We start from the raw sequence: 18,478 nt of genomic DNA on the forward strand, positions 1-18,478 counted from the left end.
TCAGCTCTCGCCGCCGGCGTTCCCACTCGTGCCGGCTGTCACATCATGCAGACGGTACTTCTCGATCGCCTGCGCCGCGAGGCCGCGGTCGACGGTGCCGTCGGCTGCGAGGGCCTGCAGCGTGCGGACCACGATCGAAGGTCCGTCGATCTTGAAGTACCGGCGCGCGGCCGCACGCGTGTCGGAGAATCCGAACCCGTCGGCACCGAGCGTGACGAAGCGGTGCTCCACCCACGGGCGGATCTGGTCCTGGACGGCGTGCATGAAATCGCTCACCGCGACCACAGGGCCGGGGGTGTCGCGCAGCTTCTCGGTGATGTACGCCGTGCGCGGCTCGGAACCCGGGTTCAGGAAGTTGTGCTCGTCGGCGGCGAGGCCGTCGCGGCGCAGCTCGTTCCACGAGGTGACCGACCAGACGTCGGCCTGGACGCCCCAGTCGTCGCGAAGGAGCTGCTGGGCCTCGAGCGCCCACGGCACGCCCACGCCCGAGGCGAGGATCTGCGCGCGCGGACCGTCACCCTCGGGCTGCGAGATGCGGTGGATGCCTCGCACGATGCCCTCGACGTCGACGTTCTCCGGCTCGGCCGGCTGAACGAGCGGCTCGTTGTAGACCGTGAGGTAGTACATCACGTTGGGGTCGGGGTGGTTGCCCCCGTACATCCGCTCGATGCCGGCACGCACGATGTGCGCGATCTCATAGCCGTACGCGGGGTCGTACGAGAGCGTGGCGGGGTTCGTGCCGGCCAGGAGGTGGGAGTGGCCGTCGGCGTGCTGCAGACCCTCGCCGGTCAGGGTCGTGCGACCGGCCGTGGCCCCGATGATGAAACCGCGGGTCATCTGATCGCCTGCCGCCCAGAACGCGTCACCCGTGCGCTGGTACCCGAACATCGAGTAGAAGACGTAGACCGGGATGAGCGGCTCGCCGTGCGTGGCGTACGAGGTTCCGGTGGCGGTGAACGCCGCGGCGGCGCCGGCTTCGTTGATGCCGACGTGCATGATCTGGCCCTGCGGGCTCTCCTTGTAGGCCAGGAGCAGTTCGCGGTCGACCGAGGTGTAATTCTGGCCGTGCGGGTTGTAGATCTTCGCGGTCGGGAAGTAGGCGTCCATGCCGAACGTGCGCGCCTCGTCCGGGATGATCGGCACGATGCGGTGGCCGAAGTCCTTCGAGCGCAGCAGATCCTTCAGCAGTCGGACGAACGCCATGGTCGTGGCGATCTCCTGCGTGCCGGAGCCCTTCTTGGGAAGGGCGTACGCGTCGTCGCCCGGAAGCTGCAGCCCCACGTGGTGGCTGCGGCGCTCCGGAAGGAAACCGCCGAGGGCGCGCCGGCGCTCCAGCATGTACTGGATCGTCTCGTCCTGAGCGCCGGGGTTGTAGTACGGCGGCAGGTACGGGTTCTCGTCGAGCTGCGCGTCGGTGATCGGGATGCGCATCGAGTCGCGGAAGTACTTCAGGTCCTGCAGCGTCATCTTCTTCATCTGGTGGGTCGCGTTGCGTCCCTCGAAGTGGTGACCGAGGCCGTAGCCCTTGATCGTCTTCGCCAGGATGACCGTCGGCTGGCCCTTGTGCTCGCTCGCCGCCTTGTACGCGGCGTACACCTTGCGGTAGTCCAGGCCACCGCGGCGCAGCTTGCCCCAGATGTCTTCGTCGGACCAGTCCTTCACCAGTGCGGCCGTGCGCTCGTCGCGTCCGAAGAAGTGCTCGCGGATGAAGGCCCCGTCCTCGGCGCGGTAGGTCTGGAAGTCGCCGTCGGGCGTGGTGTTCATGAGATGAACGAGGGCACCGTCGGTGTCCTTCGCGAGCAGCTCGTCCCACCCGCTGCCCCACACGACCTTGATCACGTTCCAGCCGGCACCGCGGAAGAAGCTCTCGAGCTCCTGGATGATCTTGCCGTTGCCGCGCACCGGGCCGTCGAGACGCTGCAGGTTGCAGTTGACGACGAAGGTCAGGTTGTCGAGGCCCTCGTTCGCGGCCACCTGCAGCTGGCCGCGGCTCTCGACCTCGTCCATCTCGCCGTCGCCGAGGAAGGCCCAGACGCGCGACTCGGAGAGGTCCTTGATGCCGCGGTTGGTGAGGTACTTGTTGGTCATCGCCTGGTAGATGGCGTTGATGGGCCCAAGACCCATCGAGACCGTCGGGAACTGCCAGTACTCCGGCATGAGACGCGGGTGCGGATACGACGGGATGCCGTCCGGCGCCTTGGACTTCTCCTGACGGAAGCCGTCGAGCTGGTCCTCGGAGAGGCGGCCCTCGAGGAAGGAACGCGCGTAGATCCCGGGCGAGGCGTGGCCCTGGATGAAGACCTGGTCTCCGCCGTTGGGGTCGTCGAGGCCGCGGAAGAAGTGGTTGAACCCCACTTCGTACAGCGAGGCCGACGAGGCGTAGGTGGAGATGTGGCCGCCGACGCCGATTCCTGGGCGCTGCGCGCGATGAACGGTGATCGCCGCGTTCCAGCGCAGCCACCGGCGGTATCGGCGCTCCAGCTCCTCGTCACCGGGGAACTCGGGCTCGTTGTCGGGCGCGATGGTGTTGATGTAGTCCGTCGTCGGAACCTGGGGCACGTTCAGCTGCAGCTCGTGCGAGGTCTGCAGAAGGCTGAGCATGATCTCTCGGCCACGTCCGTGGCCCTTCGCCTGCACGAGCTGCTGGAGGGATTCCTGCCACTCGGAGGTCTCATCGGGATCGCTGTCGAGGGGGTCCTGCGAGTACGGATCCTGATCGTTGACAGTCACAGATGACCTTTCGTCGTCTGGCAGATCGTGCCAGGTAATCGCTACCGGAGCGGTGCAGGCTTTGTTCACCGTGCACAACGCACCATCTCTCAGCCTACCCAGTCGAAGCCCTCGCGGACGCACGTCCTACACTGGTGGCCACGGGCCTTTAGCTCAGCTGGTAGAGCGCCACGTTTACACCGTGGATGTCGTCGGTTCGATCCCGGCAGGGCCCACTCAACGGCGCGGGTCGTCGTCGCTGTCGTCGCGCTGATGAGACACGACGTGCGGCAGCGCGAACTCCTGGTACCCGGGCTGGCCGAGGCGGGAGTTTCGGCGCGAGTAGGCGAAATAGATCGCGAACCCGAGCGCCAGCCAGATCAGGAACCGCAGCCAGGTCTCGACGCTCAGGTTGAGCATCAGGTAGAGGCTTGCGAGAGCCGACAGCGCGGGCAGCCAGGGGTTCAGGGGCACCTTGAACGTGCGGGTCAGGTCGGGACGGGTGCGACGGAGCACGATCACCCCGACGGCCACCAGGACGAACGCCGAGAGTGTGCCGATGTTCACCATCTGCTCGAGGACGCCGATCGGCGTGAAACCGGCGACGACGGCGACGACGATCGTGACCAGGATCGAGATGACCCACGGCGTCCGGAAGCGCGGGTGCACCTTCGCCAGTCCGGCCGGGAGCAGGGCGTCGCGCGACATCGCGAAGATGATGCGCGTGGCGCCGATGAGAAGCGTCAGCACGACGGTCGTCAGGCCCGCGACCGCGCCGGCCGAGATCAGTGTGGCCATCCAGTCGGCGCCGTGGAACACGAAGGCGTTCGCCAGCGCGGCACTCGGGTCGAGGTCCTGGTAGGGAACCATGCCGGTGACGACGAAGGCGACCGCGCAGTAGAGGATGGTGCAGATCACGAGGGACGCGATGATGCCGATGGGCATGTCGCGCTGCGGGTTCTTCGTCTCCTCGGCGGTGGTCGCGACGACGTCGAAGCCGATGTATGCGAAGAAGACGAGGGCGGCGCCCGCGAAGATGCCTCCGATGCCGAAGGCGGTGGGTTCGATGCCCGACAGGAACTGGAGGAGCGGCTGCCCCAATCCGCTCGCCGCATCCGCGGGCTGCGCCTCCGGGACGAAGGGCGACCAGTTGGCCGGGTTCACGAAGAGCAGGCCCGCGATGATGACGAAGAGGACGATGAAGAGCTTGACCGCGACCAGCACCAGATTCACTCGCAGCGATTCCTTGATGCCGAAGGTCATCAGACCGCCGAGGACGAGCACCAGCAGGATGGCCATCACGTCGACGGTCCCGCCGTATGCGATGGCGGGAGGAATGGGTGCTCCGAGTTGGGCCATGAGCGTGCCGAGGTAGGCGCTCCAGCCCTGCGCGACGACACTCGCGCCGAGGAACATCTCGAGGATGAGGTCCCAGCCGATGATCCACGCGAACAGCTCGCCCAGCGACGAGTACGAGAACGTGTAGGCCGAGCCGGCGACCGGCACGGTGGAGGCGAACTCCGCGTAGCAGAGTGCTGCCAGCGCGCACGCGATCGCGGCGACCACGAAGCTGATGACGATCGCGGGACCGGCGACCTCGTGAGCGGCCTTGCCGGTGAGCGTGAAGATGCCGGCACCGATCACGACGCCGACGCCGAAGACCGTGAGGTCGAGGGCGCTGAGCGATTTCTTGAGTCGAAACTCCGGCTCGTCGGTGTCGGCGATCGACTGCTCGACGGATTTCTTGCGCAGAACGCTCACTGCTCTCGCCTTTCTCGCATGGCCGGTCGTTGAATGCTAGCCGGGGGCCCGCTCGAGCGTCGATGGCCGGGTAGGTTTGGTGTCGTGAACGCCAGCCCCGCCGACCAGCTTCGCCTCGTCGAGGTCGCCGAACTCGACGCCCGCATCCGTCAGGCCGACCACGCCCGCAAGAACCCCCCGCAGGCCGGGCGTGTGCAGGAGCTTCTCGCCCAGCGGCAGACACTCTCGCAGGAGCTCACGCGGCGTCTCGGCGCGCGCGACGACCTGCGGGCGGAGCTGGCGAGAATCGAGTCCGACGTCGCCGTGGTGGATGCGCGGAGCGCCCGTGACGCCGAGCGTCTCGCCTCCTCGAGCAACTCCAAGGAAGCCCAGGGGCTCGAGAGCGAGCTCGCATCCCTCGCGCGCCGCAAGTCGGACCTCGAGGATGCCGAGCTCGAGATCATGGAGCGCCTCGAGCAGGCCGAAGCAGCCGTCGCCGAGCAGGAGGCGCTGATCGCAGAAACTAACCAGCAGGGCGCGGAACTGAGCGCCGAGGGCAAACGCGTGGTAGCTGAGGCGACGGCGGCCTTCGATGCGGCGACGCGTGACCGCGCGGCGGTGGCCGGCACCGTCCCCGCCGACCTGCTCGCGCTCTACGAGAAGCTCTCCACTCGCAGTGCGGGCGCCGCCCTGCTGCGCGCGCGCACCTGCGAGTGGTGCCACATGGTCCTCTCCGGGACGGACCTCAACACCCTCCGCCAGGCGCCCGAAGACGCCGTCCTCACGTGCCCCGAATGCGGCAGCATCCTCGTTCGCACCGGGGAATCCGGGCTGTGAGCGCGTTCTGCCTCCGCGGTGACTTCGACGGACGGCGTTAGCGCGCCGAGCTGGATCGTCCTCGGCCGCGCGCCGGGCGGGATCCGCGCGGCGCTTCTTTCCGCGGACGCCGCGGAGATCTCGCGCGAGCAGATCGAGGCATCCGCTCTCCCGTCCTGGATCGAGCGCCACGAAGCGCAGGCGGCCCCGCGCTGGGTGTGGAGCGATGCCCCGCAGTGGTACGCGTCGCTGCTCGCGAGTGGTGTCCGCGTGGCCCGCTGCCACGACCTGCGTCTGTGTCATGCGATCCTGCGCGAGTCCGCCTTCGTCGACGCCGGTGCGGCCGTGCGCGGCTCGACCGAGTGGGATGCTGCGCCCGCCTCAGCCGGTGACGAGAAGGCGCCGACGCTGTTCGAGCTCGACGCGGCGTCCGTGGCGACGGGCCTGCCCGACGGGCTCGATGATGCGCTGGCCGAGTTCGCCCGGCAGCGCGACGCGATCGCCGGGTCGTCGGATCCGGCGCGCCTGCGGCTGCTGACGGCGGCGGAGTCAGCCGGCGCGCTCGTGGCTGAGGAGCTGCGGGCGGCCGGCGTGCCGTGGGACGCCGCGGCGCACGATCGCATCCTGACCGAGACCCTCGGGGCTCGGCCCGCCGGCGGCGGACAGCCGGCCCGGCTCGCCGCTGCCGCCGACAGGGTGCGCCAGGCGCTCGGGGATCCCGCCGCGAGCCTCGACTCACAGCCCAAGCTGCTGCGTGCGCTCCATCGATCCGGCGTCCTGGTCGAGTCCACGAGCCGCTGGGAGCTCGCCGAGCAGAAGCATCCCGTCATCGAACCGCTGCTCGAATACAAGAAGCTCGCCCGGCTCCAGTCGGCGAACGGCTGGAGCTGGCTCGAGGGGTGGGTGCACGACGGACGTTTCCGGCCCGTTTACGTGCCCGGGGGCGTCGTGACCGGTCGCTGGGCGTCATCCGGCGGCGGTGCGCTCCAGTTGCCACGGCAGCTGCGTGAGGCGGTGCGCGCCGACCCCGGCTGGAAGCTGGTGATCGCCGATGTGGCGCAGCTCGAGCCGCGGGTCCTGGCGTCGATGGCCAGCGACACCGCGCTCGCAACCGCAGCGCGCGGGCGCGACCTCTATGAGGGGATCGTCGACAGCGGTGCCGTCGCGACGCGCCAGCAAGCGAAGATCGCTCTCCTCGGCGCCATGTACGGCGCGACGACGGGGGAGTCGGGGCGCCTCGTCCCGCGCCTCCGGCGGGCATACCCCCGCGCCATGGGACTCGTCGACGATGCGGCCCGCACCGGCGAGGACGGGGGCGTCGTGACCACCTGGCTGGGACGCACCTCGCCGCGGCCGTCGGAGGCCTGGAGCGCCGCGCAGTCGCGCGCGACGGAGGCCGAGGCATCCGGCGCCGACGAGATGCGCGCGCGACGCTGGGCACGCGACCGCGGACGATTCACCCGCAACTTCGTCGTCCAGGGCACGGCCGCCGAATGGGCGCTGTCGTGGCTGGCGGACCTGCGCGGCCGGCTGTACGCCCTGCCTCCCGTCGGCGACGCGCAGGCGGCTCCGCGCTCGGGGCCGGTCTTCGCACGACGGCCGCACCTCGCGTTCTTCCTGCATGACGAGGTGATCGTCCACGCGCCGGAATCCCTCGCGGAGGATTCGGCGCGGGCGGTGACGGATGCCGCGGCTGCCGCTGGGCGCCTGCTCTTCGGGGACTTCCCGCTCGAGTTCCGCCTCGACGTCCGGATCTCCGACACTGCGCTCAAGGACTGACCCCAACGGCGACGGGTGCCGCGGAGCCTGAGCTCCGCGGCACCCGCGAGTCCGGGGGGACTACTTCACGGTCGCCGTATAGGCGCCCGATCCGGAATACGCGAGGACCACGAGCCGGTACGTGCCCGCCGTGCCCGTGTACGTGAACTTCTCATCGGGGTTCACCGAGGTCCCGCGGGCCACCGTGCTCCATCCGAGCCAGGTCGACTTCTGCAGGTAGACGTCGAAGTCGGCGCCTGCCGGCCCATCGAGGCACACCTCGATCGCGCCGGTGGTGCGGGTGAACGACGGGAGAGCCGCCTGCTGCCCCGTGGTGAGCGTGCCGGTGCGCGAGAGCGGTCCGGTGCAGGTGCTCGTCGGAGCCGCCGCGACCGACCACGTGAACGTCGCCGAGTCCGTCGTGGCCGGGCTGGCGGCGTCGCGCACCGTGACCGTCACGGTCGAGGTGCCTGCCGTGGTCGGCGTACCCGTGATCGCGCCCGTAGACGCGTTGAGCGAGAGCCCTGCGGGGAGGCCGGTGGCCGAGAAGGTGTACGGCGCGGTGCCTCCCGATGCGGAGAGCGCGAGGCTGGCCGGCTGCCCCGCCGTGCTGCTCTGGTTCGCGGGCGTCGTCAGGTCGACGGTGCCCACCGGCGGAGTGCCGCCGCCGAGGAATCCGGTGTAGAGCAGGCGGTTCGGGGACGAGGCATCCAGCCCGCTCAGCTTGCCCGTGCTCGCATTGCCGACGATCGCCGCCTGGACCTGCGCCGGGGTGGCCTCGGGGTTCTGCGCCAGGTACAGCGCCGTCACACCGGTCACGTGAGGTGAGGCCATCGACGTGCCGCTGATCGTGTTGATCGCGGTGTCACCGGTGTACCAGGCCGACGGGATCGAGCTTCCCGGCGCCCACACGTCGAGGCAGCGGCCCCAGCTGCTCGTCGACGCCTTCGCGTCGGTGCGAGTCATGTTTCCCACGGTGATGCCCTCGGGCAGCAGCTGCGGGCTGTAGCGGCACGCGTCGTCGTTGCTGTTGCCGGCCGCCTGCACCCACGTGACGCCCGACGCGATGAGGTTCGTCACCGCCTCGTCGATCGAAGGGATCGAGCAGGCAAACTTGCAGCCGATGCTGTAGTTGACCGTTGCCGGCTTGACGGCGTTCTCGGTGACCCACTCGATGCCCTCGAGCAGATCATCCGTCGTCGCGTTGCCGGTGCAGTCGATCACGCGAACGGGGTAGACGGTCGCCTTCTTGGCCACTCCGTACGAGGCGCCGACGGCAGAGCCGGCGACGTGGGTTCCGTGGCCGTTGCAGTCGCCGGCGTCGCCGCCCGCCGTCACCGCGTCGAAGCCGGGGCGGATACGGCCGGCGAACTCCGTGTGCGTCGACCGGATTCCGGTGTCGACGACGTACACGTTGACGCCTTCACCGCCGTTGTCGGGATAGGAATATCGCGCGTTCAGCGGAAGATCGCGCTGGTCGATGCGGTCGATTCCCCAGTTCGGCGGGTCCACCTGCTCGCTGAGGACGGTGAAGCGCTGGACCTGCTCCACGTAGTCGACGCGGGGGTCGGCGGCCACAGCGAGCGCCTCCTCCTCGGTCAGCTGTGCTGAGTAGCCGTTGAGGACGGTGTCGTAGGTCGCCTGGACCTCGCCGCCGATCTGATCGGTGAGGGTTGCGGCGACATCCTCCGCCGTGCCGATCTGGCTCGCCGGCTTGAGGACGACGATGTACTCACCGGCCACGGCCCCCGCGGCGGCGCTGCCGACGATCTCGGGTTCATCGCCCGTCGTCGCGTGGGCGATCGACGGGACAAGGATGAGTGTGGAACAGGTGAGCAGCGCCGTGATGCCGACGGCCCACCGAGCCGCGCCGGTGCGGCGCGCACTGGATTTCAACAACTTCTTCCCTCTTTCGTGGAGTGACGAGGGCGTCTTGTGGACACCCCACGCCGACCGCTCGATCGGCGTGCGCCTCGGACATGAGCCGAGTGCGCTCTCGGGGGAGCGCGCCGTCTGGTGTCACGGTCCGCTCCCGGTCGGGCTGCCTCGTCGGGTCGAGAAGGTTGCTGGAATCGGTGACCGCGCGCGGCTCGGACGCGCGCGGCGCGGTGGTGGTGTGTGTCATGAGATCTCCGAGCTGTCCTGTGCCGGAAAAGGTATTCCCCAGGCCGAGGCAGCGTCAACCTGTATTTGTGCTCAGTCCAGTAATTGAGACCGATTCTCGATCGAAAGGGTGTGACGCCTCACCGCCCGGGTAGGCCGCCTGCGCGCGCAGACTAGAATCCGAAGTGCGAATGGGTCGGCTGGACGGTCGCGTCGCGAGTTCGCTCGCGCCGAGGAACGTCCGGGCTCCGCAGGGCAGGGCGGTGGGTAACACCCACCCGGAGCGATCCGCGAGACAGTGCCACAGAGAGCAGACCGCCGGCGCCTCGGCGCCGGTAAGGGTGAAAGGGTGGTGTAAGAGACCACCGGGGTCGTGGTGACACGACCCGCACGGTAAACCTCGCCCGGAGCAAGGCCAGACAGGGGATGATGACGCGGCCCGCCGAGTCCCCGGGTAGGCCGCTGGAGCGGCACGGCAACGTGTCGCCGAGAGAGATGACCGTCCACGGGGCGCGAGCCCCCGGACAGAACCCGGCGTACAGGCCGGCCCATTCGCCCCACGTCAGCGCCCGCGAGCGCTGCGGCGCAGGTCCCATCAGGATCGCGGGTTTCCCCCCGCGAGGCGGACCGCGGATCAGCCGAGCGCGAGCGCGGCAGCCCCGATTATCCCGGCATTGTTCCGGTGCACCGCCGGCACGATCGGCGTGCGCAGCTCGAGCAGGTGCAGGAACTGGTCGGAGTGCTTCGAGACCCCACCGCCCACGACGAAGAGGTCCGGGCTGAAGAGGAACTCGATGTGGCTGTAGTACCACTGCAACCGCGCGGCCCACTCCTGCCAGGTGAGCTCTTCACGTTCCATCGCGGAGTATGCCGCGTACGCCTCGGCATCCCTCCCGTGCTTCGCCCGCTGAACATGGCCGAGCTCGGAGTTCGGAATGAGCACTCCGTCGTACAGCAGTGCCGAGCCGATGCCCGTTCCGAGCGTCGTGAGGATCGTGAGGCCGGGCTGGTCCTTCGCCGCGCCGTAGCGCACCTCTGCGACGCCGGCGACGTCGGCGTCGTTGGCGAAGTGGATCTCGCGACCGAGACCGTCCTCGAAGAACCTCTCCGCCTCGAAGTCGATCCACTTCTCCGACACGTTGGCGGCGGACAGCGTACGGCCGTTCTTGACGATGGCAGGGAACGCGACACCGAGCGGGATCGTCTCGCCGCTCACTCCGAGGGTCGAGAGCACCTCGGTGACCGCCCGCAGCACGTCTTGCGGCTCCGCACCCTCAGGGGTTGCCACCTTGATGCGGTCGCTGAGGAGCTGACCCTTTTCGAGATCGACCACTCCCGCTTTGATGCCGGTGCCGCCGATGTCCACGCCCACGGCGCGCGTCGCCTGAGATGCCATGCGCTCAGCCTATCCAGCCGCTCCCGCCGCATCCCGCGGGTCGTCAGTAGGATCGAGCCTGAGCCACCGCCGGCCCATCCACGCGAGGAGTACGCCATGACGAGCGACAGCGAGAAGTACTGGTACAACCTCAAGACAGGGGAGGTCGAGAAGGGCTACGAGTCACCCGCGGTCGACCGCGCCGGTCCCTTCGAGACGGCGGAGGAGGCGGCCCGCGCTCCCGAGATCATGCGCGAGCGGTCACGCGCGTGGGCCGAGGAAGAGGCGCGCGAGGACTCATAGCGCGGCCGCGAGGCGTCAGGTGAGGCGTGCCGTGACCAGTAGTCTGGCTACGGCCCGTTGAGGCACCCCGGAGAGGATGCGATGGACAAGCAGCGTGACTTCGTTCTGAGGACGATCGAGGAGCGGGGCGTCAAGTTCGTCCGGCTGTGGTTCACCGATGTGATCGGCACGCTCAAGTCGGTCGCGATCGCGCCCGCCGAGGTCGAAGGCGCCTTCAGCGAAGGCCTCGGGTTCGACGGATCCGCGATCGAGGGCCTCACCCGTTCCTACGAATCCGACCTGCTCGCGCACCCCGATCCCACGACGTTCCAGATCCTGCCCTGGCGGGGCGAGATCGATCCGACGGCGCGCATGTTCTGCGACATCACCACGCCCGACGGCCAGCCCGCCGTCGCCGATCCGCGCCACGTCCTCAAGCGCACGCTCGCGAAGGCGGCGGACGCGGGATTCACGTTCTACACGCACCCGGAGATCGAGTTCTACCTGCTGAAGTCGTCGTCGTTCGGGGCCGACGGCCCGGAGCCGGTCGACTCGGCCGGCTACTTCGACAACGTCCCCGGCGGAACGGCTCACGACTTCCGGCGTCGCTCGGTGCGCATGCTCGAAGACCTGGGCATCTCGGTCGAGTTCAGTCACCACGAGGGCGGTCCCGGTCAGAACGAGATCGACCTGCGCTACGCCGACGCCCTGGCCACGGCCGACAACATCATGACGTTCCGGACCGTCATCAAAGAGGTGGCGATCGAGCAGGGCGTCTACGCCACGTTCATGCCCAAGCCCCTCAGCGGGAAGCCGGGCAGTGGCATGCACACGCATATGTCGCTGTTCGAGGGCGACGTCAACGCGTTCTACGAGGAGGGCGCGCAGTATCAGCTCTCCAAGGTCGGCCGACAGTTCATCGCCGGCCTGCTGCGCCACGCCAACGAGATCTCGGCGGTCACCAACCAGTTCGTCAACTCCTACAAGCGACTGTGGGGTGGCGACGAAGCCCCGAGCTTCATCTGCTGGGGTCACAACAATCGCTCCGCCCTCGTTCGCGTGCCGCTCTACAAGCCGAGCAAGGGCCAGTCTTCGCGCGTGGAGTACCGCGCGCTCGACTCCGCGGCGAACCCTTATCTCGCCTATGCACTCATGCTCGCCGCAGGCCTCAAGGGCATCGAAGAGGGGTACGAGCTTCCGCCGGAAGCGGAGGACAACGTGTGGTCGCTCACCGATGCCGAGCGCCGTGCCCTCGGCTACGCGCCGCTGCCGGCGAGTCTCGACCACGCCCTCGAGTACATGGAGGAGTCCGAACTCGTCGCCGAGACCCTCGGCGAGCAGGTTTTCAACTACGTGCTGCTCAACAAGCGTCGCGAGTGGCAGGAGTACCGCTCGCAGGTGACGCAGTTCGAGCTCAAGAGCAATCTCGAGATGCTCTGACCCGTCTCGGCGACGCATGTCCGGCAGCGAACGGTCCAGCTCCCTCACCCACCTCGCGCGCCTGGGGTTCACCAGCCTGAGCGATGCCGACGCACTGCTCACCGAACTCGAGACCGAGCACGGCCTGCCTCGCGCGGCCGCCATGCACGGGGCATCCGTCGCCGCAGACCCCGACGAGGCACTGAACGCACTCGCCCGCATCGCCCGACGCGATGCGGAGGCTGCGCGCCGCCTGCACGAGGACGCGGCAGGGCGTCGCGCGCTGTGGGCGCTCCTGGGCGCCTCGAGCGGGTTCGCCGACTTCTTCCTCCGCCACCCGGCCGAACTCGACCACCTCGCGGGTGCGGGCGCCGGTCTGCCGTCGTCGTCCGAGCTTCGGGATGCGCTCCTGGAGTCGGTGGGTGCCGTCGACGGCTTCGCGTCCGACGGCGCCGAAGCCGCCTGGGTGGCGCTGCGCGTGCGGTATCGGCGCCTCCTCGCACGGATCGCTGCGTACGACCTGCTCAGCGCCGCGCCCGTCGATCACGTGCCGGCCGTGGCCGCCCGGTTGGCGGATGCCGCGGGCGCAGCGCTCGAGGCGTCGCTCGCCGTCGCGCGGACACGCGTCTCGGGTGGCGCCGCCGGCGCGGGGCTGTTCCCCCGGGAGCAGGTCGCTGCGGCGCGCCTTGCGATCATCGGCATGGGCAAGACCGGGGCCCGCGAGCTCAATTACGTCAGCGATGTGGACGTCATCTTCGTCGCAGGCGCCGACGACTCCGCGTTGGCGGCGATCGGCGAGAGCCGCGTCGTCGACATCGCCACACGGCTGGCCCTGCAGACGATGCGGGGCATCTCGAGCATCGAGGTGGAGCCGCCGCTGTGGGAGGTCGACGCCAACCTGCGGCCGGAGGGCAAGCAGGGCGCGCTCGTGCGGACGCTCGACTCGCACCTGGCCTACTACGACCGCTGGGCGAAGAGCTGGGAGTTCCAGGCTCTCCTCAAGGCCCGCCCGATCGCGGGCGACGCGGCTCTCGGCGACGCCTACGTCGCCGCCGTGCAGCCGAAGGTGTGGACCAGCGCGGCGCGGGAGAACTTCGTCGACAGCGTGCAGCGGATGCGCGAGCGCGTGACCGAGCACATCCCCGCCGCCGACGTCCCCTTTCAGCTGAAGCTCGGCCCCGGAGGCATCCGCGACATCGAGTTCACGGTCCAGCTCCTGCAGCTGGTGCACGGTCTCTCCGACGACCGGATCCGGCAGCGCGGCACCCTCGAGGCCCTGGATGCGCTCGTCACCGAGGGATACATCGGGCGGACGGAGGCGGCCGCGTTCTCACGTGATTACCGGGTGCTGCGGCTTCTCGAACACCGTGTGCAGCTGCGCAACCTCCGGCGCACGCACCTCATGCCGGCGCGGCCCGAGGACCGGCGGGTCCTGGCGCGTGCGACCGGCCTGGCGGACACCGGCGAGGGCATCTGGCAGCTGTGGGAGTCCGTCAAGCGGGAAGTCCGCGACATTCACGTGCGACTGTTCTACCGACCGCTCCTCTCCGCGGTGGCTGCCCTCCCGGCTGAGGAGCGGGTGCTCTCGACCGCGCAAGCGCACGATCGCCTCGCGGCCATCGGATTCGCCGATCCGGCCGGTGCGCTGCGGCACATCGCCGCGCTCACCAGCGGCCTGAGCCGCAAGGCGACGATCCAGCGGCATCTGATGCCCGTCATGATCCGCTGGTTCGCCGACGGCGTCGACCCGGACTACGGGCTGCTGGTGTTCCGGCGGCTGAGCGAGCGTCTCGGGGACACGCCATGGTTCCTCCGAATGCTGCGCGACTCGTCGGCCGCCGCGGAGAGCCTCACCCGCGTGCTCTCCGGCTCGCGCTATGTCGGCGAGCTCATGGAGTGGATCCCCGAGTCGGCCGCGTGGCTCGACGACGACGATCTCCTGCGCCCGCGGTCGGGGGTCGCTCTGCAGGAGGAGGCGCGCGCCATTCAGGCTCGGCACGGGTCGGTCGACGATTCGATGAGGTCCGTGCGCGCGCTGCGCCGCCGGGAGCTTCTGCGCACGGCGATGGGGGCGATCCTGGGCGCCGTCACGATCGAAGAGGTGGCCGACGCGCTCACCACGATCACGGAGGTCACCATCCAGGCCACCTTGCGGGCGGTACGGCCCACGGTCGTGCCGCCCGAGGACGATTCGCTCGACTTCTCCGTCATCGCGATGGGGCGTTTCGGCGGCCGAGAGCTCGGGTTCGGGTCGGACGCCGACGTGATGTACGTGTACCGGGCCAACGATGTGGACCCGCAGCGAGCCCACGAACTGTCGCTCAAGCTCGTCACTGCGCTGCGGACCCAGTCCGAGGACCATCGGGTCCCCCTCGATCTGGACGCAGGATTGCGCCCCGAGGGCCGCAACGGCCCCCTCGCGCGGTCACTCGACGCGTACGCGGCGTACTACCGCCGCTGGTCTCTCTCATGGGAGGCGCAGGCGCTCCTGCGCGCCCGGGGCGTCGCGGGCAGCACGAAGCTCATCCGCGCCTTCACGGAGCTGGCCGACCAGGTGCGGTATCCCGAGCGCGCGGATCCGCAAGGTCTCCGCGAGATCAAGCGCATCAAGGCACGCGTCGAGAGCGAGCGGCTGCCCCAGGGAGCCGACCCCCAGCGCCACCTGAAGCTCGGGCCTGGATCGCTCAGCGACGTCGAGTGGCTCGTGCAGCTCCTGCAGCTCGAGCATGCGCATGCCATCCGCGGAATGCGCACGACGTCGACACTCGATGCCCTCGCCGCCGCGAAGGAGGCCGGCCTCATCCCCGCGACCTCCGCTGACCGGCTGCGCGAGGCCTGGCGCCTCGCAAGCCGCCTCCGTTCGGCGAACACGCTGCTCTCGGGACAGACCAGCGACGTGCTTCCGGTCGATCGCAACAAGCTCGACGGAATCGGCCGGCTCCTCGGGTACCCGCCCCGCTCGGCGACGCAGGTCGAGGAGGACTATCTCGGCACCACGCGTCGCGCCCGCCGGGTGTTCGAGAAGCTCTTCTACGGGTGAGGGATCGGATGCCGCGGCATCCGATCCCTCACGGAACGCGGCAGAGAGGGACGCCCTCGACGCGATCCCGCTCCAGCGGAGCCCCGTTGAGTGCGGCTACGACACGGACGGCGCGCTCCCAGTACCGGGCGTAGTGGAAGGCGTCGGCATTGATCTGCGTCCGATGCGCGACGAGCGTCGGCTCGAGCGTCGCTCGATCGGGTACCCGGGTCGTCATCGCCCGATAGAAGATGCTGGCCGCCGTATACGGGTCGAGACGGGCTTCACGCGATCCCCACCCGTCCTGCTGCTGGAACAGGCCGATCGAGGTCGTGCGCGAGCCGTCGGGATTCGTCACTCCGCTGGTCTCCCAGTCGCCGTAGTCGATGTTTCGCAGGGAGGACTCGCCCATCGCGGTCATGACCGCGATCGTCTGATCGCGCTCATCGAGGCCGAGGTCCCGGCCCGCCGTGATGATCGTGCAGGCGTTCGCCAGCTGTTCGAGCCCGTAACCGGCGACGCCGGGGGCGCGCGGGGCAGGCGGGGCGGCGAACGGCGCTGCCTCGGCCCGGTCGGCCAGCGGTGCCGCAAGCAGGTGCGCGGTGATCGCACCCGCGCCCACGGCGAACGCGAGCAGGATCACGGCAGCCAAGGCCCCAGCCACGGCGCGGCCGGGAAGACCCCTGGATCGCCGCCTGCTCCGATGATTCACCCGGGGACGAGTGCCTGCTCGGCGAGGTGAGGAGGTCGGCCGTCGCGTTCGCGAGCGGCGCGCCTTCGCAGCCGGGCGGGCGGGCATGTGGGCACCTTCGGTCGATCGTGGGGGAGCGGATTCAGCCTAGGTCCGGCGCCTGGGATATGCCACAGACCGTCGGCTCTGGGACGAGCTACGCATCTCGTCCTCCCCAATCCGCGACGGGCCCGCCGCTCGGACCGTGGGCGGCGAGGTAGGCGCCGTGCAGCCGCCAGCACGCCTCGCGGAGCGTGGCCGCCCAGCCCAGGACCTCGCCGCGCCAGACCGTCTTGTACCGGACACGGGCGCCGTTCGTCACGCGTCGAAGCTCGATCCGGCCGTATTCGCGACCGTCCGGGGCGACCATCCGCCACACCCCGGTCGGGCCCTCGACGGCGGCGAGAATCGGATGCCAGTCGGCCACGTGCGGAGCCTCGCTTCCTCCGGCCGACGCGTCCAGCGTACGCCGGATGCAGGACATCGCGACGGCCGAGGGCGACACGAAACGCCCCTCTCCGAACGTGTCGGAGAGGGGCGGACGTGGTGCGGGATCAGCGCCGGAAAGGATCAGACGCCGAAGTACAGCTCGTACTCGAACGGGTGCGGACGCGCCGCGAGCGGCTTGATCTCGTTCTCGATCTTGTATTCGATCCACGTTTCGATGAGCTCGGGCGTGAACACACCGCCTGCGAGCAGGAACTCGTGGTCGGCCGCGAGGGCGTCGAGCGAGTCCTGCAGCGAGTTCGGCACCTGCGGGATGTTCTTGGCCTCCTCGGGGGGAAGCTCGTAGAGGTCCTTGTCGACCGGCTCGTGCGGCTCGATGCGGTTCTTGATCCCGTCGAGACCAGCCATGAGCTGCGCCGCGAAGGCGAGGTACGGGTTGCCCGAGGCATCCGGAGCGCGGAACTCGATGCGCTTGGCCTTGGGGTTCGAACCCGTGATCGGGATGCGGATCGCCGCCGAGCGGTTTCCGGCCGAGTAGACCAGGTTGACCGGAGCCTCGTATCCCTTCACCAGGCGGTGGTAGCTGTTGAGGGTCGGGTTGGTGAAGGCCAGCACCGAGGGAGCGTGCGCGAGGATGCCGCCAATGTACCAGCGGGCGATGTCGGACAGTCCGCCGTAGCCCTTCTCGTCGTAGAACAGCGGCTGGCCGCCGCTCCACAGGGACTGGTGGGTGTGCATGCCCGAACCGTTGTCGCCGAAGAGCGGCTTCGGCATGAAGGTGGCGACCTTGCCCCACTCGAGGGCGGTGTTCTTGACGATGTACTTGAACTTCAGGATGTCGTCGGCCGCGTGCACCATCGTGTCGAAGCGGTAGTTGATCTCGGCCTGGCCACCCGTGCCCACCTCGTGGTGCGCGCGCTCCAGCACGAGGCCCGCCTCGATGAGCTTGAGGCTGATGTCGTCGCGGAGGTCGGCCTGCTTGTCGACGGGGGAGACGGGGAAGTACCCGCCCTTGTAGGGGGTCTTGTTGGCGAGGTTCCCGCCCTCCTCGACGCGGCCGGTGTTCCAGGCGCCTTCTTCGGAGTCGACCGAATAGAAGCTGGAGTTCTGCTTCACCTCGTAGCGGACGTCGTCGAAGATGTAGAACTCGGCCTCGGGGGCGAAGAACGCCGTGTCGGCGATGCCGGTCGATGCGAGGTACTTCTCGGCCTTCTTGGCGACCTGACGCGGGTCCTTCGCGTAGATCTCGCCGTTGCGCGGGTTGTAGATGTCGAAGATCATGATCAGCGTCTTCGCCTCGCGGAAGGGGTCGAGGTACGCCGTCGATACATCCGGGATCAGCTGCATGTCGGACTCGTGGATGCTGGCGAAACCGCGGATCGAGGAGCCGTCGAACAGCTGGCCGACCGTGAAGAACTCCTCGTCAACGGTCGAGGCCGGGATGTTGAAGTGCTGCTGCACACCAGGAAGGTCCGTGAAACGGATGTCGAGGAACTTGACGTCCTCGTCCTTGATGAACTTGAGCACCTCGGATGAATCTTTGAACATGAAGGCTCCAGTGATAGGGCATCGGGAACTGCCACGCATGCGCGCTTGTGTGGCACGGTACCCGTCGGGCATTGCCCGGCAGTGACACCATTGTTTCCGGGATGTTACGGCGGGCTGGATACGCTGGACGGGTGACGCAGAGCCCCCCGAGCTATCCCGGCGAACGACTCGGACTGCCCCGCGAGGGCACCGGATCCGTCGGAAGACTGGGCCGCCGAGTCGGCGCCCTCTTCCTGGACTACGGCGCGGCGTACCTGATCTCGGGGTTCTTCGGCTGGGACGCGCTGGCCATCCTCGTGATCTTCGCCGCCATCCAGCTGGTGTTCATCCCGACGCTCCAGGGCAGTCCCGGCCATCGCATCTTCGGCCTGCGCATCGTGCGCGCCGACGGTGCATGGGTGGGCCTCTGGCGGCCGATCATCCGTACGCTGCTGCTGATCGTCGTCATCCCCGCGGTGATCTGGGACGTCGATCAGCGCGGGCTTCACGACAAGGCCGCCGGGACGATCCTGCTGCGCGCCTGAGCCGGCCG

13 protein-coding genes, 1 tRNA gene and 1 other RNA gene are annotated in these 18,478 nt (G+C 69.0%); 8 read left to right on the forward strand and 7 right to left on the reverse strand.

The annotated features are described in order from the left end of the window. The gene (gene aceE / locus HF323_RS10185) at positions 1-2,730 is read right to left on the reverse strand and encodes a pyruvate dehydrogenase (acetyl-transferring), homodimeric type (RefSeq protein ID WP_169582470.1); all 2,730 of its coding nucleotides are present in this window, start codon (positions 2,728-2,730) and stop codon (positions 1-3) included. Between the two features lie 142 nt (positions 2,731-2,872). Between aceE and HF323_RS10190 the strand changes: the two genes are divergently transcribed. Further along, positions 2,873-2,945 (forward strand) — tRNA-Val (locus HF323_RS10190). A 1-nt stretch (position 2,946) separates the two neighbouring features. On the opposite strand, the gene HF323_RS10195 is transcribed toward HF323_RS10190, so the two are convergent. Next, complete coding sequence (locus HF323_RS10195) at positions 2,947-4,470, reverse strand: amino acid permease (RefSeq protein WP_169582471.1); 1,524 nt, start codon at positions 4,468-4,470, stop codon at positions 2,947-2,949. Between the two features lie 84 nt (positions 4,471-4,554). Between HF323_RS10195 and HF323_RS10200 the strand changes: the two genes are divergently transcribed. Both HF323_RS10200 and HF323_RS10205 read left to right on the forward strand, forming a co-directional pair. Beyond that, complete coding sequence (locus HF323_RS10200) at positions 4,555-5,286, forward strand: C4-type zinc ribbon domain-containing protein (RefSeq protein ID WP_169582472.1); 732 nt, start codon at positions 4,555-4,557, stop codon at positions 5,284-5,286. A gap of 18 nt (positions 5,287-5,304) precedes the next feature. Next, entirely contained in the window at positions 5,305-7,044 is a 1,740-nt protein-coding gene (locus HF323_RS10205) for a bifunctional 3'-5' exonuclease/DNA polymerase (protein WP_169582473.1), read from the forward strand. Between the two features lie 60 nt (positions 7,045-7,104). Here the strand turns inward: HF323_RS10205 and HF323_RS10210 are convergent, their stop codons facing one another. Then, a complete protein-coding gene (locus tag HF323_RS10210) occupies positions 7,105-8,919 on the reverse strand; it encodes a S8 family peptidase (RefSeq protein WP_169582474.1) in 1,815 nt (604 codons plus the stop codon). A 399-nt stretch (positions 8,920-9,318) separates the two neighbouring features. On the opposite strand from HF323_RS10210, the gene rnpB reads away from it, so the two are divergent. Further along, an RNA gene (gene rnpB, locus HF323_RS10215) (RNase P RNA component class A) lies at positions 9,319-9,681 on the forward strand. A gap of 79 nt (positions 9,682-9,760) precedes the next feature. Here rnpB and ppgK read toward each other — a convergent pair. Beyond that, complete coding sequence (gene ppgK / locus HF323_RS10220; protein ID WP_169582475.1) at positions 9,761-10,522, reverse strand: polyphosphate--glucose phosphotransferase; 762 nt, start codon at positions 10,520-10,522, stop codon at positions 9,761-9,763. A 96-nt stretch (positions 10,523-10,618) separates the two neighbouring features. Between ppgK and HF323_RS10225 the strand changes: the two genes are divergently transcribed. From HF323_RS10225 to HF323_RS10235, 3 genes are all read left to right on the forward strand, one after another. After that, positions 10,619-10,804 (forward strand): SPOR domain-containing protein, encoded by a 186-nt coding sequence (locus HF323_RS10225; protein ID WP_169582476.1) that lies wholly within the window; start codon positions 10,619-10,621, stop codon positions 10,802-10,804. 81 nt (positions 10,805-10,885) lie between these two features. Next, the gene (glnA, locus tag HF323_RS10230) at positions 10,886-12,223 is read left to right on the forward strand and encodes a type I glutamate--ammonia ligase (RefSeq protein ID WP_169582477.1); all 1,338 of its coding nucleotides are present in this window, start codon (positions 10,886-10,888) and stop codon (positions 12,221-12,223) included. A gap of 16 nt (positions 12,224-12,239) precedes the next feature. After that, on the forward strand, positions 12,240-15,242 hold the full coding sequence (locus tag HF323_RS10235; RefSeq protein ID WP_169582478.1) for a bifunctional [glutamine synthetase] adenylyltransferase/[glutamine synthetase]-adenylyl-L-tyrosine phosphorylase: 3,003 nt from the start codon (positions 12,240-12,242) through the stop codon (positions 15,240-15,242). A 28-nt stretch (positions 15,243-15,270) separates the two neighbouring features. Here HF323_RS10235 and HF323_RS10240 read toward each other — a convergent pair whose 3' ends face one another. The 3 genes from HF323_RS10240 to glnA (HF323_RS10250) form a co-directional block, all read right to left on the reverse strand. Beyond that, on the reverse strand, positions 15,271-15,864 hold the full coding sequence (locus tag HF323_RS10240) for a hypothetical protein (RefSeq protein ID WP_317451067.1): 594 nt from the start codon (positions 15,862-15,864) through the stop codon (positions 15,271-15,273). A gap of 244 nt (positions 15,865-16,108) precedes the next feature. Beyond that, on the reverse strand, positions 16,109-16,378 hold the full coding sequence (locus HF323_RS10245) for a hypothetical protein (RefSeq protein ID WP_348981582.1): 270 nt from the start codon (positions 16,376-16,378) through the stop codon (positions 16,109-16,111). A gap of 143 nt (positions 16,379-16,521) precedes the next feature. Continuing rightward, the gene (gene glnA / locus HF323_RS10250) at positions 16,522-17,946 is read right to left on the reverse strand and encodes a type I glutamate--ammonia ligase (RefSeq protein ID WP_169582480.1); all 1,425 of its coding nucleotides are present in this window, start codon (positions 17,944-17,946) and stop codon (positions 16,522-16,524) included. A 131-nt stretch (positions 17,947-18,077) separates the two neighbouring features. On the opposite strand from glnA (HF323_RS10250), the gene HF323_RS10255 reads away from it, so the two are divergent. Next, positions 18,078-18,470, forward strand: a complete 393-nt coding sequence (locus HF323_RS10255; RefSeq protein ID WP_317451051.1) for an RDD family protein — start codon at positions 18,078-18,080, stop codon at positions 18,468-18,470. Positions 18,471-18,478: the final 8 nt, after the last annotated feature.

It is taken from the genome of Microbacterium sp. MF43 (assembly GCF_012847295.1).
In the GTDB taxonomy this organism is placed as follows: Bacteria; Actinomycetota; Actinomycetes; order Actinomycetales; family Microbacteriaceae; genus Microbacterium.